The organism is Pseudomonas asiatica (genome assembly GCF_009932335.1).
Taxonomy (GTDB): Bacteria; Pseudomonadota; Gammaproteobacteria; order Pseudomonadales; family Pseudomonadaceae; genus Aquipseudomonas; species Aquipseudomonas asiatica.
The window spans coordinates 1,052,010-1,073,471 of the sequence record NZ_BLJF01000003.1 but is presented as its reverse complement, the minus strand read 5'-3'; the positions used below and the strand labels follow the sequence as shown (position 1 = coordinate 1,073,471).

Annotated in this window: 19 protein-coding genes; 13 read left to right on the top strand and 6 right to left on the bottom strand. The window is 63.9% G+C overall.

The features are described from left to right. Nucleotides 1-66 precede the first annotated feature (66 nt). The gene (locus tag GYA95_RS27470) at nt 67-1,629 is read left to right on the top strand and encodes a bifunctional aminoglycoside phosphotransferase/ATP-binding protein (protein ID WP_015271837.1); all 1,563 of its coding nucleotides are present in this window, start codon (nt 67-69) and stop codon (nt 1,627-1,629) included. A gap of 177 nt (nt 1,630-1,806) precedes the next feature. Continuing rightward, nucleotides 1,807-2,085, top strand: coding sequence for a TfoX/Sxy family protein (locus GYA95_RS27465; protein WP_013974260.1), 279 nt, complete (start codon nt 1,807-1,809; stop codon nt 2,083-2,085). A gap of 178 nt (nt 2,086-2,263) precedes the next feature. Here the strand turns inward: GYA95_RS27465 and GYA95_RS27460 are convergent, their stop codons facing one another. The 4 genes from GYA95_RS27460 to GYA95_RS27445 form a co-directional block, all read right to left on the bottom strand. Then, nucleotides 2,264-3,145 (bottom strand): ChaN family lipoprotein, encoded by an 882-nt coding sequence (locus tag GYA95_RS27460; RefSeq protein WP_015271838.1) that lies wholly within the window; start codon nt 3,143-3,145, stop codon nt 2,264-2,266. 167 nt (nt 3,146-3,312) lie between these two features. Further along, on the bottom strand, nt 3,313-4,080 hold the full coding sequence (locus tag GYA95_RS27455) for a heme ABC transporter ATP-binding protein (RefSeq protein ID WP_015271839.1): 768 nt from the start codon (nt 4,078-4,080) through the stop codon (nt 3,313-3,315). Continuing rightward, on the bottom strand, nt 4,080-5,063 hold the full coding sequence (locus GYA95_RS27450) for a FecCD family ABC transporter permease (RefSeq protein WP_161551540.1): 984 nt from the start codon (nt 5,061-5,063) through the stop codon (nt 4,080-4,082). Before GYA95_RS27450 ends, GYA95_RS27455 begins: the two co-directional genes overlap by 1 nt. A 50-nt stretch (nt 5,064-5,113) precedes the next feature. After that, entirely contained in the window at nt 5,114-5,998 is an 885-nt protein-coding gene (locus GYA95_RS27445; protein WP_043935916.1) for a heme/hemin ABC transporter substrate-binding protein, read from the bottom strand. Nucleotides 5,999-6,146: 148 nt separating this feature from the next. Between GYA95_RS27445 and GYA95_RS27440 the strand changes: the two genes are divergently transcribed. Then, nucleotides 6,147-6,464, top strand: a complete 318-nt coding sequence (locus tag GYA95_RS27440) for a Rieske (2Fe-2S) protein (RefSeq protein WP_015271842.1) — start codon at nt 6,147-6,149, stop codon at nt 6,462-6,464. Here the strand turns inward: GYA95_RS27440 and sfsA are convergent. Continuing rightward, complete coding sequence (gene sfsA, locus GYA95_RS27435) at nt 6,454-7,167, bottom strand: DNA/RNA nuclease SfsA (RefSeq protein WP_013974266.1); 714 nt, start codon at nt 7,165-7,167, stop codon at nt 6,454-6,456. The genes GYA95_RS27440 and sfsA overlap by 11 nt on opposite strands. Further along, nucleotides 7,167-8,339, bottom strand: coding sequence for a pyridoxal phosphate-dependent aminotransferase (locus tag GYA95_RS27430; RefSeq protein ID WP_015271843.1), 1,173 nt, complete (start codon nt 8,337-8,339; stop codon nt 7,167-7,169). Before GYA95_RS27430 ends, sfsA begins: the two co-directional genes overlap by 1 nt. 210 nt (nt 8,340-8,549) lie before the next feature. Here GYA95_RS27430 and dksA point away from each other — a divergent pair, with 210 nt between their 5' ends. From dksA to pgi, 10 genes are all read left to right on the top strand, one after another. Beyond that, nucleotides 8,550-8,993: an RNA polymerase-binding protein DksA gene (dksA, locus tag GYA95_RS27425; protein WP_003259209.1), complete on the top strand. Its 444-nt coding sequence runs from the start codon at nt 8,550-8,552 to the stop codon at nt 8,991-8,993. Nucleotides 8,994-9,057: 64 nt separating this feature from the next. After that, nucleotides 9,058-9,945 (top strand): tRNA glutamyl-Q(34) synthetase GluQRS, encoded by an 888-nt coding sequence (gluQRS, locus tag GYA95_RS27420; RefSeq protein ID WP_015271844.1) that lies wholly within the window; start codon nt 9,058-9,060, stop codon nt 9,943-9,945. 245 nt (nt 9,946-10,190) lie between these two features. Next, nucleotides 10,191-10,367 carry a hypothetical protein gene (locus tag GYA95_RS27415; RefSeq protein WP_003250005.1) on the top strand — a complete coding sequence of 59 codons (177 nt, stop codon included), beginning with the start codon at nt 10,191-10,193 and terminating at the stop codon, nt 10,365-10,367. Continuing rightward, the gene (locus GYA95_RS27410; protein ID WP_161551537.1) at nt 10,351-13,326 is read left to right on the top strand and encodes a sensor histidine kinase; all 2,976 of its coding nucleotides are present in this window, start codon (nt 10,351-10,353) and stop codon (nt 13,324-13,326) included. Before GYA95_RS27415 ends, GYA95_RS27410 begins: the two co-directional genes overlap by 17 nt. A gap of 4 nt (nt 13,327-13,330) precedes the next feature. Continuing rightward, nucleotides 13,331-14,773 carry a sigma-54-dependent transcriptional regulator gene (locus tag GYA95_RS27405; RefSeq protein ID WP_015271846.1) on the top strand — a complete coding sequence of 481 codons (1,443 nt, stop codon included), beginning with the start codon at nt 13,331-13,333 and terminating at the stop codon, nt 14,771-14,773. Between the two features lie 839 nt (nt 14,774-15,612). Next, a complete protein-coding gene (locus GYA95_RS27400) occupies nt 15,613-17,001 on the top strand; it encodes a polynucleotide adenylyltransferase PcnB (protein WP_015271847.1) in 1,389 nt (462 codons plus the stop codon). Beyond that, the gene (gene folK, locus GYA95_RS27395; RefSeq protein WP_013974273.1) at nt 16,998-17,477 is read left to right on the top strand and encodes a 2-amino-4-hydroxy-6-hydroxymethyldihydropteridine diphosphokinase; all 480 of its coding nucleotides are present in this window, start codon (nt 16,998-17,000) and stop codon (nt 17,475-17,477) included. Before GYA95_RS27400 ends, folK begins: the two co-directional genes overlap by 4 nt. A gap of 262 nt (nt 17,478-17,739) precedes the next feature. Continuing rightward, nucleotides 17,740-18,540, top strand: coding sequence for a 3-methyl-2-oxobutanoate hydroxymethyltransferase (gene panB, locus GYA95_RS27390; protein WP_015271848.1), 801 nt, complete (start codon nt 17,740-17,742; stop codon nt 18,538-18,540). After that, complete coding sequence (gene panC, locus GYA95_RS27385) at nt 18,537-19,400, top strand: pantoate--beta-alanine ligase (protein ID WP_013974275.1); 864 nt, start codon at nt 18,537-18,539, stop codon at nt 19,398-19,400. The genes panB and panC overlap by 4 nt, the downstream gene beginning before the upstream one ends. Before the next feature lie 227 nt (nt 19,401-19,627). Beyond that, nucleotides 19,628-21,292: a glucose-6-phosphate isomerase gene (pgi, locus tag GYA95_RS27380; RefSeq protein ID WP_015271849.1), complete on the top strand. Its 1,665-nt coding sequence runs from the start codon at nt 19,628-19,630 to the stop codon at nt 21,290-21,292. Nucleotides 21,293-21,462 lie beyond the last annotated feature (170 nt).

Genomic DNA, 21,462 nt, shown 5'->3' with positions numbered 1-21,462 from the left:
TAGGCAGGGACGGCACCATTGACCATAATGGCGCATTCGAATTCCCTGCCCCCGGAAGGATTTCCCGTGAGCCAAGCCCTTATCACTGCGTTGCAGAACCCAGCCCTGTACCCTCACCCCGTGGATGGGTTCCAGCTCATCGAGACGCATATCTCCTGGGTCCTGCTCACCGGCGAGTATGCCTACAAGATCAAGAAGCCGATGAACTTCGGCTTCCTCGACTTCACTGGCCTGGACCAGCGCCGGCATTTCTGTAACGAAGAATTGCGCCTGAACCAGCGCCTGACCGACGGCCTGTACCTTGAAGTGTTGCCGATAACCGGTAGCGTCGATGCGCCGCAGATCGGCGGTGAAGGCGAAGCCATCGAGTACGTGCTGAAGATGCGTCAGTTCCCCCAGGGGCAGATGCTCAACACCCTGCAGGCCAATGGTGAACTGAACGCCGCGCACATCGACCAGATGGCCCGGCAGATCGCCGAGTTCCACCTGCAGGCCCCACGCGTGCCGGTGGAGCACCCACTGGGCACGCCGGACAGCGTGATGGCACCTGTGGAGCAGAACTTCGAGCAGATTCGCCCGTTCCTCAGCGACAAGGCCGACCTGCAGCAACTCGACGCCCTGCAGGCCTGGGCACGCAGCAGCTTCGAGCGCCTGCATGGCCTGCTGGAAAAGCGCAAGGCCAATGGTTTCATCCGTGAGTGCCACGGTGACATCCACCTGGGCAACGCCACCCTGATCGACGGCAAGGTGGTGATCTTCGACTGCATCGAGTTCAACGAACCGTTCCGCCTGACCGATGTGTACGCCGATACGGGCTTCCTGGCCATGGACCTGGAAGACCGCGGCCTGAAATGCCTGGCCCGCCGCTTCATCAGCCAGTACCTGGAACTGACCGGCGACTACGAAGGCCTGGAACTGCTCAACTTCTACAAAGCCTACCGCGCGCTGGTGCGGGCCAAGGTTGCACTGTTCAGCATGCCAGCCGATGCCGATGGCGTGCAGCGCGCCACCACTCTTCGCACCTACCGCAACTATGCAAACCTGGCAGAAAGCTACAGCGCCATCCCGTCGCGCCTGCTGGCCATTACCCACGGTGTTTCGGCTGTGGGCAAAAGCCACGTGGCCATGCGTATGGTCGAAGCCCTTGGCGCCGTCCGCGTGCGTTCGGATGTGGAGCGCAAGCGCCTGTTCGGTGAACAGCAGCAGGCTGAGGCTGGCCAGCTGAGTACCGGCATCTATGACCAGGACGCCAGTGTCGCGACCTACCAGCGCCTGCACGAGGTGGCGGCGACCGTGCTGCGAGCCGGCTTCCCGGTGGTGCTGGATGCCACCTACCTCAAGCGTGATCAGCGCCAGGCCGCGGCGGACATCGCCAGCCAGACGGGCGTGCCATTTCTGATCCTCGACTGCCATGCACCGGATGCGGTCATCGCCAGCTGGCTGGAGCAGCGCCAGGCAGAAAATACCGACCCGTCGGATGCCACCCTGGAAGTGGTCAAAGCCCAGCAGGCCAGTCGTGAGCCAATGGATGCACAGGAACTGGTGCAGAGCACCCGCGTCGATACTCAGAGCGCCGGGAGCATGGACCAGGTGATCGAGCAGATTCGCCAGCGCTTGCCTGGGCTGTAAGTTCAGCGTTTTCCTGGACCGGCCACTTCGCGGGTGAGCCCGCGAATAGGCCGGCACAGGACATCTCGTCGCCCCCTATGGCAAAAGGCCGCGCATTTCCTATCCCCCGCTACACTCCTCTCTGACCTGCTCGCGATTTATCCCCCAATCCCCGTTCAGCCATCGCAAGGAGGCTCGATGAACGATGAATTGCAGCATCTGAAGAACCTTGGCAAGACCTCTGCGCAGTGGCTGCATGCAGCCGGCATCCACAGTGCATCGGATCTGCGTCGCCTGGGCGCGGTGGGTGCGTACCAGGCCGTGAAGACACGAGGGTTCCGCGCATCGAAGGTGCTGTTGTATGCCATTGAAGGCGCCCTGCTGGACATGCACTGGAACGATTTGCCGCTGGAGCGCAAAGAAGCGCTCAACCAACAACTGGATGCGAAAAGCCCTGCGCAAAAAAATCAGAAATAATCTCGGGAAAGGGATTGACGTCGAAATGAGAATAGTTATGATTATCACAACTGGTCGCGAGACTGGTTGGATAAGCTAAGAGCCCCTGGTTCGGACTCTCAGATTATCTCCTCATCAGGCTAATCACGGTTATTGACCCGGCAATTTGCCGGGTCTTTTTTTGCCTTTTACAGCCCCGTCAGCGCAGTTGCGCGCAATAGTCCTGCTCCGGCATCGCTGCCGTGTACCACACAAAATCAGCCTCGCCTGCCTCGACCTGCTCACCAACCTCAGCTAGCAGTAGCACCTTGCTCTCCCCCTGCGCTTGCAGGTCAGCCAAGTGCAACGGTACACCCAGGTCCTTGCGCACGTGATAGGCCCCGGCCAGCAGCAGTGCTGGCTGCGGCGCCGCCAGCAAGCGCTCGGCCATGCGCCGGTCGCGCTGCTGCTGCACGGCCAGCATCGCCGGCAACTGGCTTTCTGGCAGCATCCCGCAATGCCCGGCACGCACATGCTCCAGCAAAGCGGCCTTGACCGTCGGCGCATTGGAGCGTTCGCCCGGTAACAAAGCCGGCTGACGATAGGCCTGGCGCATCTCGCCGGGCGAGAGGTTGGCGGCCAGCACAGGCACCCGCTGCTGCAAAGCCTCGGTCACGATTGGCCCGTACAGCTGCCAATCCCAGCCGTCCTGCCAAGCCATGGCCCTGGGCAGGTCTGCCGGTAATGGTTGCCCCGCGAGCTTGTCCAGCAGCGGTTGTTGCTCAGGCTGCAGCATTTCCAGCAGCAGGCTGCCCTGCACACGTTGGTCTTGCAGGGCGCGCAGCAGCCACAGCTGCAGTGCGTGATGGTCAGGGTTGTCGTGTTTCTCGCCGACAAGCACCCGGGGGGCGGCAGACAGGCGCTGCACCAGTTGCTCAGGGCTGATCAGTTGGCCTTTGGCAAGATCGACGATATGCCCCAGCTCGGCATGGCTGCGCCCCTCACTGCTCTGCCAGGCGGGCGGCGGTGGCAGGCTGGCCTGGCAGCCACCCAGTACCAGCACCAGGCACAGCGAGAAAGCGGACAGCAGCGGATGTCGCATGGGCAGTATCTCCATTCATGGTCTGCACGAGCCCTTGTAGGAGCGGCCTTGTGTCGCGATAGGGCCGCAAAGCGGCCCCAGATTTTCAGCAGTGATGCACAAATTGCCGGGGCTGCTCTGCAGCCCTTTCGCGACACAAGGCCGCTCCTACAAAGATCGCGCCAGCGTTAGCGAGTGATGATCAGCGGATGCCCACGCTCCGGGTGCGCCTGTACCAGTACGTCGATCCCGTATACCGCCTTCAACGCCGCCGGCGTCAGCACTGCTGACGGTGCGGCAAAGGCATGGCAGCGCCCCTGCTCCAGCAGCAGGATACGATCACAGTAGCGCGCCGCCAGGTTCAGGTCATGCAGGATCACCAGCACCGCGGCGCCACGGTCGGCAAAGCGGCGCACGGCTTCGAGGGTGGTGTGCTGGTGCAACGGGTCGAGCATCGAGGTTGGCTCGTCCAGCAGCAGGGTTGTACCCGCCTCGCCCGGCCACAGCTGCGCCAGCACCCGAGCCAGGTGCACTCTTTGCCGCTCGCCGCCAGACAACGCCAGGTAACTGCGCTCCACCAGGTGCCAGGCATCCGCTGCCCGCAAGGCCGCTTCGACGATTTCAGCATCGCGCCGCTGCCCGGTACCATGGGGCATGCGCCCCATGCCCACCACTTCCTCGACCCGGAACGAGAACCCCAGGCTGGACACCTGCGGCAACACCGCCAGACGCCTGGCCCGCTCCTGCCCTGCCCAGTCCGCCAGTGGCCTGCCCTGTAGCGTCACCCGCCCGTGATCGGGCGCCAGCTCACCACACAGTACTCCTAGCAGGCTGCTCTTGCCGGCACCGTTGGGGCCGAGCACGCCCACCACCTGCCCCTGGCTCAGCTGCAGATGAATGTCATGCAGCACTTCGTTGCTGCCCCGCCGCAAGTACAGCCCCTCGGCTTGCAACATCAACTGCGCCCTCGTATCAGCAGGAACAGGAAGAACGGTGCGCCGATAAAGGCCGTGACGATGCCGATCGGCAGCTCGGCAGGCGCCAGCAGCAGCCGCGCCGCCAAATCGGCGAACAGCATCAGCACACCGCCAGCCAACAAGGAAGCTGGCAGCACCACACGGTGATCAGGCCCGGCCAGCAGGCGCACCAGGTGCGGCACCACCAGGCCGATGAAACCGATCAGCCCTGCTGCCGCCACCGCCGCACCCACGCCGAGCGCCGTGCAGAACACCAGCTCGCGCTTGAGCCGCTCCACGTCAATGCCCAGGTGACGCGCCTCCGATTCACCAAGCAGCATGGCATTCAACGCCTTGGCCCGACGTGGCAGCCACACTGCCACGCCCGCAGCCACCAGCAGCAAAGGCCACAGCCGCTGGTAACTAGCACCATTGAGGCTGCCCAGGTTCCAGAAGGTCAGCGTGCGCAGCGTGGCGTCGTCGGCCAGGTAGGAGAACAGCCCCACGGCAGCACCGCCCAGCGCGGTCATGGCCACACCGGCCAGCAGCATCGTGGCGACGTTGGTCTGGCCGTCGCGTCGCCCCAGACGATAAACCAGCGCAGTCACGCCCAGCCCGCCGATGAAAGCGCACACCGACAACAGGTAAGGGGCAAGCACATCCGGCATGCCGCCCAGCCAACTGCCGCCAACGATGGCCACCGCCGCGCCCACCGCTGCTCCGGCGGCAACCCCTACCAGCCCGGGGTCGGCCAGCGGGTTACGGAACAGCCCCTGCATGGCCACACCAGACAGCGCCAGCACCGCGCCCACCGCCAACCCCAGCAAGGTGCGCGGCAGGCGGATCTGGCCGAGGATCATCTCGGCCTGCTGCAGGCCGTCAGCGGCAATGGGCAACCCCAGCAGGCGCAAGCCGGCACGCAGGGTATCGAACAGCGGCAGGCTGACCGGCCCCAGGGCCAAAGACAACCACACCGCCAACAGGCACAACAGGCTCAGGCAAACGAACAGTGTGCGTGGCTGGACGCGTTGTTTCATTGGGAGAGGCTGATCTTGGCGGCCGGATAGAAGGTAGCCGCAAGCAACTGAAGTGTTGCCGGCAGGCGTGGCCCGAGCCCGCCGACCAACAGTGTCGGGTCAAGCGATACCAGGCGTTTCTCTCGCACGGCGCGCGAGGTCGCCAGCGCGGGGTTTTCTTTCAGCAACGCCTTCAAGGCTTCGTCATCGGCCAGCGCCCGGTCGGAAAACACGATCACATCCGGGTCCAGCGCAGCCAGTGCTTCGCTGGAGAAATTCTTGTAGCCCTGATGTTCTGCCAAGTTGCGCCCGCCCGCCTGGCTCAGCAGCCAGTCGCCGGCGGTACCCTGCCCGGCGATCAGCGGCTTGGCACCCGCATGCCCGACCAGCAGCAACACTCCTGGCGCCTTCTGCCCGGCCTGGGCCTGCCTGACCCTGGCCTGCAAGGCATCGAGCTGCTGGTGGTAACCCGACGCCAAGACCGCGGCCTGCTCTTCTGCGCCCAGCAATTGCCCCAGATGCTTGAGGTTTTCATCCACCGCCGCCACCTCGGCTTTGCTGGAGAACAGTTCGACCCGCACGCCAGCCTTGCGGATTTGCGCCAGTACCGGTGGCGGCCCCATTTCTTCGGTGCCCACCAGCACATCTGGGCGCAGGCTGAGAATGCCTTCCGCAGACAACTGCCGCTGGTAGCCGACGCTAGGCAGTGACTTCAGCGATTGCGGGTGCTGGCTGGTGGTGTCCACACCCACCAAGCGCGCTTCACCGCCAAGAGCGCTGATCCATTCGCTCAGTGCGCCACCAGCGCTGACCCAACGCTGCGGCAGCTCGGCCGCCAGGGCCTGGGTGGACAGCACAACGCTCGCGCACAGAGCGAGCAAGGCGACAGGACGGCGCATCATCGGGTTCCTTCTGCAGGCGAGCCGCGCGCCTTGTGGCGAGCGACGGAACTGCGCACCATAGGCAGCCGGGCGCAGCGAATATGGACAATTTGATAATTATTCGCATTGAAGCGTCAAGCCATCACTTGTTCCACGAGTCGTCCTTGCCATGCACTTCCTTTGTACCTCCCACGGCCTGGCCGAAGGCCATAGCCGAGCCTTCAGCGTAGACGGCATCGAACTGTTCGGCGTGCGCCGCCAGGGCCAGGTGTACCTCTACCGCAACCGTTGCCCGCACCGCGGTATCCCGCTGAACTGGGTGGAAGATGCGTTTCTCGATGACAGCGCCAGCCTGATTCACTGCGCCCATCATGGCGCGCTGTTTCTGATCGAAAGTGGAGAATGCGTGGCCGGGCCGTGCGAGGGCGAGCAACTGCAGGCCCTGGGCTGCCACGAGGACAGCCAGGGCATCTGGCTCAAGGGGTAAGCAGCACCGGCAGGCGGCGGTCGATGACAATGCCTTCGGAGTCCAGGCGTGCGCCGTAGGCCAGCACCTCCACTCCATCTGAAACTGCCGCGCGCAGGGCCTGGGCATAAGCCGCATCGATTTCCTCGGCCGGGCGCACCGCGTCGATACCGGTCAGGTTCACACAATACAGCTGCACAGCCCGCACGCCTTGCCTGGCCAACTTCGCCAGCTCTCGCAGGTGCTTGGCGCCGCGCTGGGTCACCGCATCAGGAAAGGCCGCGACCGTGCTGGCTGGGTAGCCCAGGGTCACGCTCTTGACCTCGACATAGGCCGGGGCACCGTCGAACTCCAGGCGAAAGTCGATGCGGCTGCCTTCCTCGCCGTAGGCTACCTCACGCCTTAGCGCACTGAAACCGGCCAGTTCGGCGATGATGCCGGCACGCAGGGCCTCTTCGACCAGCGCATTGGCCCGCCCGGTATTCACACAGGCCAGCCGCCCCTGCGGGGTTTCGCTGATTTCCCAAGTACCCGGGAGCTTGCGCTTGGGGTCGTTGGAGCGGCTGAACCACACCTGCCCGCCTTCACGCATGCAGTTGAGCATGGAGCCGGTGTTGGGGCAGTGGATGGTGAGTTGTTCGCCGCCGGGCAGTTCGATATCCGCCAGAAAGCGTTTGTAGCGGCGCAGCAGGCGGCCCTGTTCGAGTGGGGGATGGAACTGCATCAGCCTTGCCAGCTCCGCAGGCCGCGAGCAATCCGCTGCACCGCCTCTTCCAGGCGCGGCAGGCTCTGGGTGTAGGCAAAGCGCACATGGTGGCCGGCCAGGTGACGGCCGAAGTCCAGGCCCGGGGTGAAGGCCAGGTGCTCGGTCTCCAGGAAGTGCCGGCAGAAGGCGAACGCGTCACCGCCAAAGGCACTGATATCGGCATACAGGTAAAACGCCCCCTGCGGCTCGACGGCAATGCGGAAGCCCAGTTCGCGCAAGGCAGGCAACAGGTAATCGCGGCGGCGGGCGAACTCGGCGCGGCGCTCCTCGAAAATGGCCAGGGTTTCGGGCTGGAAACACGCCAGCGCGGCATGTTGGGCCATGCTTGGCGCACTGATGTACAGGTTTTGTGCCAGCTTCTCCAGGTCGGCCACCGCGCCAGGAGGCGCCACCAGCCAGCCGAGGCGCCAACCGGTCATGCCGAAATACTTGGAAAAACTATTCAGGACGAATGCCGAGTCGTCCACTTCCAGCACGCTGGGCGCGTCCATGCCATAGGTCAGCCCGTGATAGATCTCGTCCACCACCAGATGGCCGTGCCGTTCACGGGTGGCGCGGGACAGGCTGGCCAGGTCGTCACGCCCCAGCACGGTACCGGTCGGGTTGGCCGGCGAGGCGACCAGGGCTCCGACCGTGTCCTTGTCCCAGTAGCGGTCGACAAGGTCGGCAGTCAGCTGGTAATTCACGTCCGGGCCCACCGGCACCAGCTGCGCCCCGCCCTCGACCAGGCGCAGGAAGTGGCGGTTGCACGGGTAGCCTGGGTCGGCCAGCAGCCAGTGCTTGCCTGGGTCTACCAGCAAGCTGCTGGCCAGCAGCAGCGCACCGGAGCCACCCGGGGTGATGAGGATGCGTTCAGGGTCGACACTCAGGCCGTAACGCTGGCCATAGAACCCGGCAATGGCTTCGCGCAGTGCCGGCAGGCCGCGTGCGGCGGTGTAGCGGGTGTGCCCGGCGGCCAATGCTGCCTGGCCGGCGGCAACGATGGGCGTGGCCGTGGTGAAGTCCGGCTCGCCGATTTCCAGGTGGATCACGTCGTGCCCGGCCGCCTGCAGCTCGTTGGCCCGGGCCAGCAGCGCCATGACGTGGAAGGGTTCGATGGCGCGGCTGCGCGCACTGTAGGGGTGGGCCATGACCTTCTCTCAATTGGGTCTAAACTGGAGATTCTACCTCTGCACGCCACCGAACGTGCGGCTCAGGCCGCTGTCAATTACCAGGATCGGGCGGGGTAGCGCACCCCCGATCTATCTGGTAAGTTCGGCGGCTCGCAGTCGCAGGGCCGGCGGGTGCCGGAGATGGAGCAGCCTGCGCATTGGATCAGATGAGTGAGAGGCGGTCTATTCATGTCCACCGTAGAAAAGCAAAAAGCCCAGACCATGTACGGTGTCGAGCCCTACGTAGAATCCAAAGGTGAAGAGTACATGGGCGAGCCCATGAAGAAGCACTTCACCAAGCTTCTCGGCGCCTGGAAGCAAGAGCTGATGACCAGTGTGGACCGCACTGTGGACCACATGAAGGACGAGGCAGCCAACTTCCCCGACCCGGCCGACCGTGCCAGCCAGGAAGAAGAATTCGCCCTGGAGCTGCGCAACCGCGATCGCGAGCGCAAGCTGATCAAGAAAATCGACAAGACCCTCGACAAGATCAAGGCCGACGAGTACGGCTGGTGCGAATCGTGCGGCATCGAGATCGGCCTGCGTCGCCTGGAGGCCCGCCCTACCGCCGACCTGTGCTTCGACTGCAAGGAAATCGCCGAGAAAAAGGAAAAGACGGTCGGCAAAGGCTGATCTTTCTTTCCACCTGAACGGGGCGCATCATGCGCCCCGTTTCATTTATATGCCCAGCCTGACCATGACCCACTCAAGCTACATCGGGCGTTTCGCCCCCACGCCCAGCGGCTTCCTGCACTTCGGCTCGCTGGTCGCCGCCCTCGCCTCCTGGCTCGATGCCCGCGCCGTGAACGGCCGCTGGCTGCTGCGCATGGAAGACACCGACCCGCCTCGGGAAATGCCCGGTGCTCGCGATGCGATCCTGCAGACCCTGGAGCGCTACGGCCTGGAGTGGGACGGCGAAGTGGTGTTCCAGAGCCAGCGGCACGATGCCTATGCCGCGGTAGTCGACCGCCTGTTCAACATGGGCCTGGCCTACGCCTGCACCTGCTCGCGCAAGCAGCTTGAGGGCTACAACGGTATCTACCCGGGCCTTTGCCGCAATGCCGGGCATGCTAGGGATGGCGCGGCGATCCGCCTGCGCGTGCCAGAGCTGATCTACCGCTTTACCGACCGCGTACAGGGCGAGTTCCAGCAGCACCTGGGGCGTGAAGTGGGCGATTTCGTCATCCAGCGCCGCGACGGGCTGTATGCCTACCAACTGGCGGTGGTACTGGACGATGCCTGGCAAGGTGTTACCGACATCGTGCGTGGCGCCGACCTGCTCGACAACACCCCGCGCCAGCTGTACCTGCAAGAGTTGCTGGGCTTCTCGCAGCCACGTTACCTGCATATTCCGCTGATCGTGCAGCCGGACGGGCACAAGCTGGGCAAGTCGTACCGCTCGCCGCCGCTGCAGGCGGACCAGGCGACACCGCTGTTGCTGCGGGCGCTGCGGGCGCTGGGGCAGAAAGCCGACCCCGAGTTGTTGCAGGCAACGCCGGCGGAGGTATTGGCGGTAGCTCGCAAGCAGTGGCGGCCCGAGGCGATTGCGCAGCGGACCACGGTGCCAGAGGCTGATTTGCGCTGAGGCAGGCCCGGCCCTATCGCCGGCAAGCCAGCTCCCACAGGTACAGCGCAGCACTCAGATCCTGTGGTGACCCTGTGGGATCTGGCTTGCCGGCGATAGGGCCAGAACAGGCAACCCACCCCTCAAAAACAAAAGCCCAATAAATTCAACCTCTTGGCGAACACCATGGATTCCCGCTAGCATCCCCCCAGCCATTTGCGCCAATAATAAGTCCAAGCCCGCAGCGCCCAACCATCGAGGCCAGCATGTACATCTATCGTTTGGTCCTGCTTCTGGTCGTGGGGATCTACCTGTTCTCCCCGGCCATCATGGACTGGTGGATCGAACCGACCGGAGCCTGGTATCGCCCTTACCTGCTCTGGCTGATCCTGATCGTCGTCACCTTCATCCTGCAGAGCCAACGAGATGCCGATGAGCTTTAGCCTGACCCAGATGATCCTGATCAGCGCCGCGTACCTCATGGTGCTGTTCGGTGTGGCCTGGATCAGCGAGCGGGGGTTGATCCCGCGCTCGATCATTCGCCACCCGCTGACCTACACCCTGTCGCTGGGCGTATACGCCAGTGCCTGGGCCTTCTATGGCTCGGTGGGCCTGGCCTACCAGTACGGCTACGGCTTCCTTGCCTGTTACCTGGGGGTGTCCGGCGCGTTCCTGCTGGCGCCAGTGCTGCTCTATCCGATCCTGAAGATCACCCGTACCTACCAGCTGTCCTCGTTGGCCGACCTGCTGGCGTTCCGCTTTCGCAGCACCTGGGCCGGGGCGCTGACCACCATCATCATGCTCATCGGCGTTCTGCCCTTGCTGGCCCTGCAGATCCAGGCGGTAGCAGACTCGATCAGTATCCTTACCGGTGAGCCGGTCAAGGCACGTGTGGCCTTCGCCTTCTGTACGCTCATCATCCTGTTCACCATCTTCTTCGGCTCGCGGCACATCGCCACACGCGAAAAGCACGAAGGGCTGGTGTTCGCCATCGCCTTCGAGTCGGTGATCAAGCTGCTGGCCCTGGGCGGTATCGGCCTGTATGCCCTGTATGGCGTGTTCGGCGGCCCGCACGAACTGGAAGTGTGGCTGCTGCAGAACCAGACCGCCCTGGCCGCTCTGCATACGCCGCTGCAGGAAGGTCCATGGCGCACCTTGCTACTGGTGTTCTTCGCCTCGGCCATCGTCATGCCGCACATGTACCACATGGCCTTCACCGAAAACCTCAACCCGCGCTCGCTGGTCAGCGCCAGCTGGGGCCTGCCGCTGTTCCTGCTGCTGATGAGCCTGGCCGTGCCGCTGGTGCTGTGGGCCGGCCTGCGCCTGGGCGCCACCACCAACCCCGAATACTTCACCCTGGGCCTGGGGCTTGCCGCCAACAACCAGGCACTGGCGCTGCTGGCCTACATCGGCGGCTTGTCGGCCGCCAGCGGGCTTATCATCGTCACAACCCTGGCGCTGTCGGGCATGGCCCTCAACCACCTGGTGCTGCCGCTGTACCAGCCGCCGGCCGAAGGCAACATCTACCGCTGGCTGAAGTGGACCCGCCGCGCGCTGATCGTCGCCATCATCACTGCGGGCTTCATGTTCTACCTAACCCAGAACAACCACCAGAGCCTGGCCAACCTGGGCATCGTCGCCTTCGTGGCCACGTTGCAGTTCCTGCCGGGCGTGCTGTCGGTGCTGTACTGGCCGACTGCCAACCGCCGTGGCTTCATCGCCGGCCTGCTGGCCGGCACCCTGGTGTGGATGGTGACCATGCTGCTGCCATTGCTGGGCAACCTGCAGGGCTTCTACATCCCGCTGCTGGACATGATCTACGTGCTGGACGACACCAGCTGGCACATGGCGGCCATCGCCTCGCTGGCGGCCAACGTGCTGTTGTTCACCCTGATCTCGCTGTTCACCAACGCCAGCAACGAAGAGGTAAGCGCCGCCGAAGCCTGCGCAGTGGACAATGTGCGCCGCCCGCAACGCCGCGAGCTGCACGCCGCCTCGCCACAGGAGTTCGCCACTCAACTGGCCAAGCCGCTGGGCGCCAAGGCCGCACAGAAGGAAGTGGAACAGGCCCTGCGCGATCTCTACCTGCCGTTCGACGAGCGCCGCCCCTATGCCTTGCGCCGCCTGCGCGACCGCATCGAGGCCAACCTGTCCGGCCTGATGGGGCCGAGCGTGGCCCAGGACATGGTCGAGACCTTCCTGCCGTACAAGTCCGGTAACGAAAACTACGTGACCGAGGACATCCACTTCATCGAAAGCCGCCTGGAAGACTACCACTCCCGCCTGACCGGCCTGGCCGCCGAGCTCGACGCCCTGCGCCGCTACCACCGCCAGACCCTGCAGGAACTGCCCATGGGCGTCTGCTCGCTGGCCAAGGACCAGGAAATCCTGATGTGGAACAAGGCCATGGAAGAGCTCACCGGCATCGCCGCCAAGCACGTGGTCGGCTCGCGCCTGGTCACCATCAGCGAACCCTGGCGCGGCCTGCTACAAGGCTTCATCAACGTGCCAGACGAGCACCTGCACAAGCAGCGCCTGGCGCTGGACGGCCAGCCGCGCTGGCTGAACCTGCACAAGGCGGCCATCGACGAGCCGCTGGCCCCGGGCAACAGCGGCCTGGTACTGCTGGTGGAGGATCTTACCGAAACCCAGGCCCTGGAAGACAAATTGGTGCACTCCGAACGCCTGGCCAGCATCGGCCGTCTGGCCGCCGGCGTGGCCCACGAAATCGGCAACCCGATCACCGGCATCGCCTGCCTGGCGCAGAACCTGCGCGAAGAGCGTGAGGGCGATGGCGAAATCATCGAGCTGTCCAGCCAGATTCTCGAACAGACCAAGCGGGTATCGCGCATCGTCCAGTCGCTGATGAGTTTCGCCCATGCCGGCGGCAGCCACCAGAACAGCGAAGAACCGGTATGCCTGGCCGAAGTGGCGCAGGACGCCATCGGTCTGCTGGCGTTGAACCGGCGCAATTTCGAAGTACAGTTCTTCAACCTCTGCGACCCGGAGCACTGGGCCGAAGGGGACCCGCAGCGCCTGGCCCAGGTGCTGATCAACCTGCTTTCCAATGCCCGCGACGCCTCGCCGCCCGGCAGCGCCGTGCGCGTGCGCAGCGAAGTCAACGAGCACACCGTCGACCTGATCGTCGAAGATGAGGGCAGCGGGATCCCGAAGAACATCATGGACCGCTTGTTCGAACCCTTCTTCACCACCAAGGACCCGGGCGAAGGAACCGGACTGGGGCTTGCTCTGGTCTATTCCATCGTGGAAGAGCATTATGGGCAAATCACCATCGACAGCCCGGCCGATATCGAACGGCAACGTGGCACCCGGATCCGCGTGACCCTGCCCCGGCATGTCGTAGCGACGTCCCCTGAAATTCGAGACCGTCGAGAGAATTGAATCAATGCCGCACATTCTGATCGTCGAAGACGAAACCATCATCCGCTCGGCCTTGCGTCGCCTGCTCGAACGGAACCAGTACCAGGTCAGCGAAGCCGGCTCGGTGCAGGAAGCCCAGGAACGCTTCAGCATTGCCACCTTCGACCTGATCGTCAGCGACCTGCGCCTGCCAGGCGCACCCGGCACCGAACTGATCAAGCTCGGCCAAGGCACCCCGGTGCTGATCATGACCAGCTACGCCAGCCTGCGCTCGGCGGTAGACTCGATGAAAATGGGCGCGGTGGACTACATCGCCAAGCCCTTCGACCACGACGAGATGCTGCAAGCGGTGGCGCGTATCCTGCGCGACCGGCAGAACGCCCCGGCTGCCGCACCGGCGGCCGAGCCACGCGCCACCAATGGCAAGGCCGCCCCCGCCGACAAAGGCAGCGCGGTGGCCGCCAATGGCGAAATCGGCATCATCGGCTCGTGCCCGCCGATGCAGGACATGTACAGCAAGATCCGCAAGGTCGCGCCCACCGACTCCAATGTGTTGATCCAGGGCGAATCGGGCACCGGCAAAGAGCTGGTCGCACGCGCCCTGCACAACCTGTCGCGCCGGGCCAAGGCACCGATGATCTCGGTGAACTGCGCAGCCATCCCCGAGACACTGATCGAGTCCGAGCTGTTCGGCCACGAGAAAGGCGCGTTCACCGGCGCCAGCGCCGGGCGCGCCGGCCTGGTGGAAGCTGCCGATGGCGGTACCCTGTTCCTCGACGAAATCGGCGAACTGCCGCTGGAAGCCCAGGCCCGCCTGCTGCGCGTACTGCAGGAAGGCGAGATTCGCCGGGTGGGTTCGGTACAGTCGCAAAAGGTCGATGTACGCCTGATCGCCGCGACCCACCGCGACCTGAAGAACCTGGCCAAGGCCGGCCAGTTCCGTGAAGACCTGTATTACCGCCTGCACGTGATCGCCCTGAAACTGCCTGCCCTGCGCGAGCGCGGCAGCGACGTCAACGAGATCGCCAGCGCTTTCCTCGCCCGCCAGAGCGCGCGCATTGGCCGCGACGACCTGCACTTCTCGGCCGAAGCCGAGCAGGCCATTCGTCACTACAGCTGGCCGGGTAACGTGCGAGAGCTGGAAAACGCCGTGGAGCGTGCGGTGATCCTCAGCGAGAGCGCAGAAATTTCCGCCGACCTGCTGGGCATCGATATCGAGCTGGGTGACCTGGAGGAGGACGAAATCCTCGATAACGCCCTGGTCGGGGCCAGTACGGCCAATGCCAGCCATGAGCCGACCGAGGACCTGTCGCTGGAAGATTACTTCCAGCACTTCGTGCTCGAGCACCAGGACCACATGACCGAGACCGAGCTGGCCCGCAAGCTCGGGGTCAGCCGCAAGTGCTTGTGGGAACGCCGCCAGCGCCTGGGCATCCCGCGACGCAAGAGCAACGCTACCAGCGAATAACCGCGCTGCCTGGGCGGGAGGTTCCTCCTGCCCCTATCTACAACCTCTCCAGCCTCTTCGCGGGCATGCCCGCTCCCACAGGAATTTCACTGCCCTAAAGGGTGGTGCCCCCCTGTGGGAGCGGGCGTGCCCGCGAAAGGGCCAGCAAAGCCAGCGCACACACCCCCGGTAACACATCAGCCCCTGCAAAAATCTGTTACCCAAGCTTTCCGCCGTAACAGTTCCCGAGGCGTACGGTAACGAAATTTCGACATTTCCGACCGCTGAAAAACTGCTCACCACCTCCAACCCATTGATTTTACTGGGTTTGCAAAAGTTGGCACGGCACCTGCTATATGTCTGGTACAAGAACAATAACAAGCACTGCAACTCAGAATAAGAACAAGACGAAACGGCTCACGCACAATAAAAACAAGACGGCGGAGGCGCAGCTAACTGATTCTTTTGGAGAGGATGCGTGTTTGGGGCTTGCCCCACAACCAGGCAGAGAACAACAAAAACTGCACTAAAAAGCAGCGCCTGAACTGGTTGGATCGACAGATCAACGTGACATCAGCGACCAAAGCAATCCGTTTGCTCTTAACCCCTGGATTGGGGGTCGTCCACAAGCTTCGAGATTTGTGGACAGGGCACTCAACAAAAACAAGAAGCCCAGCAAAAAAACAATAAGAGCACGCAACGACTTCTTGGGGAGCTTAGGCTCCCCTTGTCGTTTCTACCCTTCTGGCAGGCATCCTGCTACCCGCCTACACCATTCCTTGAGTAAATGCTAGAATCCCCGCCCATCATGCGGCCATTCTCCTATTCTTGGCCGAACATTCCTTCAAACAGTGCATCCCATGCTGAAGAAGCTGTTCCAGTCGTTCCGCCCGCCCGTACCGGGCCCGCACCACAGGCGCACCACGCCTGAGGTGATCAACAAGAGCCAGCACTCGCTGCAACGCCACCAATTCAGCCGCCATGCGGTGAACATCGTGGAACGCCTGCAGAGCGCCGGTTACCAGGCTTACCTGGTCGGTGGCTGTGTCCGCGACCTGATGCTGGGCATCACGCCGAAAGACTTCGACGTCGCCACCAGTGCCACCCCTGAACAGGTCCGTGCCGAGTTCCGCAACGCACGCATCATTGGCCGCCGCTTCAAGCTGGTCCACGTGCATTTCGGACGTGAAATCATCGAAGTCGCAACTTTCCGCGCCCACCATTCGGAAGACGACCAGGGCGACAGCCACCGTTCGTCGCACAATGCCAGTGGCCGCATTCTGCGTGACAACGTGTACGGCACCCTGGAAGAGGACGCGCAACGTCGCGACTTCACCATCAACGCCCTGTACTACGACCCGGTCAGCGAGCGCATCCTCGACTACGCCAACGGCGTGCACGATATCCGCAACCGCTTGCTGCGCCTGATCGGCGACCCTACCCACCGCTATCAGGAAGACCCGGTGCGCATGCTGCGCGCGGTGCGCTTCGCCGCCAAGCTCGACTTCGGCATCGAAAAACACACGGTCCAGCCGATTCGAGAGCTGGCCCCACTGCTGCGGGAAATTCCGCCAGCGCGCCTGTTCGAAGAGAGCCTCAAGCTGTTCCTCTCCGGCCAGGGCGCCATCGTCTTCGAAATGCTGGTCGACCTTCAGTTGTTCGAGCCGCTGTTCCCGGCCAGTTCGCATGCCCTGGACGAGCGCCCGACCTACACCCACACGCTGATCAGCCAAGCGCTGAACAACACCGACCTGCGCGTGAAGCAAGGCAAACCGGTAACCCCGGCCTTCCTCTTCGCCGCGCTGCTGTGGCCAGCCCTCCCGGCTCGCGTGCTGCACCTGCAGAACCAAGGCGTGCCGCCTATCCCGGCCATGAACGGTGCGGCCCACGACCTGATCGCCGAACAATGCGCACGTATCGCCATCCCCAAGCGCTTCACCCTGCCGATCCGCGAGATCTGGGACATGCAGGAGCGCCTGCCACGCCGCAGCGGCAAGCGCGCCGACATGCTGCTGGACAACCCGCGCTTCCGCGCCGGCTACGACTTCCTGCTGCTGCGCGAAAGCGCCGGGGAAGAAACCGACGACCTCGGCCAGTGGTGGACCGACTACCAGGATGCCAACGACAGCGAGCGTCGCGAGATGATCCGCGAACTGGGCAGCCGTGACGAAGGCACCGGCGCCGGCCCGCGCAAACGCAAGCGCAGCGGTGGCAAGCGCAAGCGCAGTGGCGACGAGGCGTTCGAGTGAGTACCCGCGCCTATATCGGCCTGGGCAGCAACCTGGACGCACCTGCCGAGCAGCTGCGCAGCGCCTTGCAGGCCCTCGACCAGGTCGAAGCCACACGCCTGGTGGCGGCCTCGGCCCTGTATACCAGCGATTCGCTGCTGCCCGGCCAGCCGCGCTACACCAACGCCGTCGCCGCCCTGGACACCGCCCTGCCACCGCTGGCCCTGCTCGATGCACTGCAGGCCATCGAGAACGATCAGGGCCGCGTGCGCAAGGAACGCTGGGGCCCGCGCACACTGGACCTGGACATCCTGTTGTTCGGCGACCAGGTGCTCGACGAGCCGCGCCTGAAAGTACCGCACTACCACATGCATGCCCGGCCTTTCGTGCTGTACCCGCTGGCGGAACTGGTACCGGGCGATTTCCGCCTGGCCGACGGCCGCGCCCTTGCGCAACTGCTTGACGACTGCCCGTTCGTCGGCCTGGAACGCCTGTAAACCGGGCGTTCCAGCCTTGCACACTGGCGCGGTAACGCCAGTAACACCCTGATCGTAACAATGCGGTAACAGGGTGATTGACTTCCCCCACCTCGCTCACGACTATAGGCGTCCCGTGTGGCACCAAAGTGCCGCATACCCGTATTTAGGCCCGGACGGACCTGTGCCCGAACATCACGCGCGATGATGTGCCGCTCCGGAAAATGACTACACGCGTTGAATGCAGTCGTTTCTTACAGCGCCTGAACGAGGAATTTCCTACATGCCTGAAGTAACCCTGACCACCCTCAATGGCCTCAAGGCCAAGGGTGAAAAAATCACCATGCTGACCTGTTACGACGCCACCTTTGCCAAGGCCGCCAGCCAGGCCGGTGTCGAAGTGTTGCTGGTGGGCGACTCGCTGGGCATGGTCCTGCAAGGCCACGACAGCACACTGCCGGTAACCACCGCGGACATGGCCTACCATACCGCCAGCGTCAAACGTGGCAACGACGGCGCGCTGATCCTCGCCGACCTGCCGTTCATGGCGCATGCCACCCCGGAGCAGGCCTTTGCCAACAGCGCCACGCTGATGCAGGCCGGCGCCCACATGGTCAAGATCGAAGGCGCTGCCTGGCTTGCCGAGACCATCCGCCTGCTGGCCGAGCGTGGTGTGCCAGTATGCGCGCACATGGGCCTGACCCCGCAGACTGTCAACGTGATGGGCGGCTACAAGGTCCAGGGCCGCCAGGAAGCCCAGGCCCGGCAGATGCGCGCCGACGCGATCGCCCTGGAACAGGCCGGTGCGGCCATGCTGCTGCTCGAATGCGTGCCCAGCGAACTGGCGGCGGAAATCACCAGTGCCGTATCCATCCCGGTGATCGGCATTGGCGCCGGCAGCGGCACCGATGGCCAGGTACTGGTCCTGCACGACATGCTCGGCCTGTCGCTGAGCGGCCGCGTACCGAAGTTCGTGAAGAACTTCATGCAAGGCCAGCCGGATATCCACAGCGCCCTCGTCGCATACGTCGAGGCGGTCAAGCAAGTCAGCTTCCCAGGCAGCGAACACGGGTTCAGTGCATGAATACAGTCAAGACCGTCCGCGAACTGCGCGCCGCTGTCGCCCGCGCCCGCGGTGAAGGCAAGCGCATCGGCTTCGTGCCGACCATGGGCAACCTGCACAGCGGCCATGCCGCCCTGGTAACCAAGGCTGCGCAGCGCGCCGATTTCGTGGTCGCCAGCATCTTCGTCAACCCGCTGCAGTTCGGCGCCAACGAAGACCTCGACAAGTATCCGCGCACCCTCGCCGCCGACCAGGAGCGCCTGCTTCAGGCTGGCTGCAATCTGCTGTTCGCGCCCAGCGTCGAAGAGATGTACCCCGACGGCATGAGCGTGCAAACCCGCGTCAGCGTACCCCACCTTTCCGAAGGCTTGTGCGGCGCCAGCCGGCCCGGTCATTTCGAAGGCGTGGCCACCGTGGTCAGCAAGCTGTTCAACATGGTCCAGCCCGACCTTGCCGTGTTCGGTGAAAAGGACTTCCAGCAGCTGGCGGTTATCCGCGCCATGGTGCGCGACCTGAACATGCCGATCCAGATCATCGGCGAGCCCACCGTGCGGGCCGAGGACGGCCTGGCGCTGTCGTCGCGTAACGGCTACCTCACGCCGGAGCAGCGTGCTACGGCACCTGCGCTGTACCGCACGCTGCAGCATATCGCTGGGGCCATCCGCCATGGCCAGCGGGACTTTGCCGCACTGGTTGCCGAAGGCAAGGCGCAGTTGACCGCCGCGGGTTTCCGCCCGGATTACCTTGAGGTGCGTCATGCGGTAAGCCTGCGACCCGCGATGATCGATGATCGTGATCTGGTGGTGATTGCGGCGGCTTACCTGGGTAACACACGGTTGATCGACAACCTGTACCTTCATCTGGAAGAGAAGACCGCGTAACGGCCTGGGGCTGCCTTGCAGCCCATTCGCAGCACAAGGCTGCTCCTACAGAAACCACCTTCTTCTGTAGGAGCAGCCTTGTGCTGCGAGTGGGGCGCAAAGCGCCCCCAAATTCCCCCGCCTTACCCATTCCCTGCAAGTGGCCTTTGCCTATAATGGTGCCAGCCTGAACCCGGCAATGAGTGCCGTGTCCAAGGTCTCACCACGCACCAAGGGAACCCCGCGCAATGGCGTATTACCGCACACCCCACGATGTCACGGCCCTGCCCGCCTGGCAGGCGCTTCAGCAACACCGCGACGCCATGCAAGGTTTCAGCATGCGCGAAGCTTTCGCCGCCGATACCAAGCGCTTCGACCAGTTCTCCCTGAGCTCCTGCGGCCTGTTCCTCGACTATTCGAAAAACCTGATCACCGAACAAAGCCGCGACCTGCTGGTGAACCTGGCCAACGAAGTGGGCCTGCAGGACGCCATCAAGTCGATGTTCAGCGGCGAAATCATCAACGCCTCCGAAGGTCGCCCGGTGCTGCACACCGCCCTGCGCCGTCCGGTAGGCGACAAGCTCAGCGTCAACGGCGTGAACGTCATGCCGGAAGTGCACAAGGTGCTCAACCAGATCACCGAACTGGTCGGCCGCATTCACGACGGCCTGTGGCGTGGCTACAGCGAAAAGCCGATCACTGACGTGGTCAACATCGGCATCGGCGGCTCGTTCCTCGGCCCCGAACTGGTGTCCGAGGCGCTGCTGCCCTACGCCCAGCGCGGCGTGCGCTGCCACTACCTGGCGAACATCGACGGCAGTGAGTTCCACGAGCTGTCGGCCAACCTGCGCGCCGAAACCACCCTGTTCATCGTCTCGTCGAAGTCGTTCAACACGCTCGAGACCCTGAAGAACGCCATAGCCGCCCGTACCTGGTACCTGGCCCAGGGCGGTTCGGAAGCCGAGCTGTATCGCCACTTCATCGCCGTTTCCAGCAACAAGGCCGCCGCCGTGGCCTTCGGCATCCGCGAAGAAAACATCTTCCCGATGTGGGACTGGGTGGGCGGGCGCTACTCGCTGTGGTCGGCCATCGGCCTGCCGATCGCCCTGGCCATCGGTACCGCCAACTTCAAGGAACTGCTGTCCGGTGCCTACACCATGGACCAGCACTTCCAGACCGCGCCGTTCGACAAGAACATGCCGGTGCTGCTGGCCCTGCTGGGCGTGTGGTACGGCAACTTCTGGGGCGCCCAGAGTCACGCGATCCTGCCGTACGACCACTACCTGCGCAACATTACCAAGCACCTGCAACAGCTGGACATGGAGTCCAACGGCAAGAGCGTGCTGCAGGACGGCACCCCGGTGAAGACCGACACCGGTCCGGTTATCTGGGGTGGCGTCGGTTGCAACGGCCAGCATGCCTACCACCAGCTGCTGCACCAGGGCACCCAGCTGATTCCGGCCGACTTCATCGTGCCGGTGGTGAGCTTCAACCCGGTGGCCGACCATCATCAGTGGCTGTACGCCAACTGCCTGTCGCAGAGCCAGGCGCTGATGTTGGGCAAAACCCGCGAGGAAGCCGAGGCAGAGCTGCGTGGCAAAGGCCTGAACGAAGCGGACATCGAAAAGCTGGCCCCGCACAAGGTGATCCCAGGCAATCGTCCGAGCAACACCCTGGTGGTGGAACGCATCAGCCCGCGCCGCCTGGGCGCGCTGGTGGCGATGTACGAGCACAAGGTGTTCGTGCAGAGCGTGATCTGGGGCATCAACGCCTTCGACCAGTGGGGCGTGGAGCTAGGCAAGGAGCTGGGCAAGGGCGTTTACCAACGCCTGGTCGGCAGCCTGGAAGAAAGCGCCGAAGATGGTTCCACCCAAGGCCTGATCAACTACTTCCGCGGCCGTCACCGCGGTTGATCCCAAAGCCGTCACACGGTCGCTCCGTGTAGGAGCGGCCTTGTGTCGCGATGGGCCGCAGAGCGGCCCCAACAATTGATGCGCCAGCGCTGAAATCCCGGGGCCGCTCTGCGGCCCATCGCGACACAAGGCCGCTCCTACAGGGACCGAGTCTACCCTCAAGGAACATC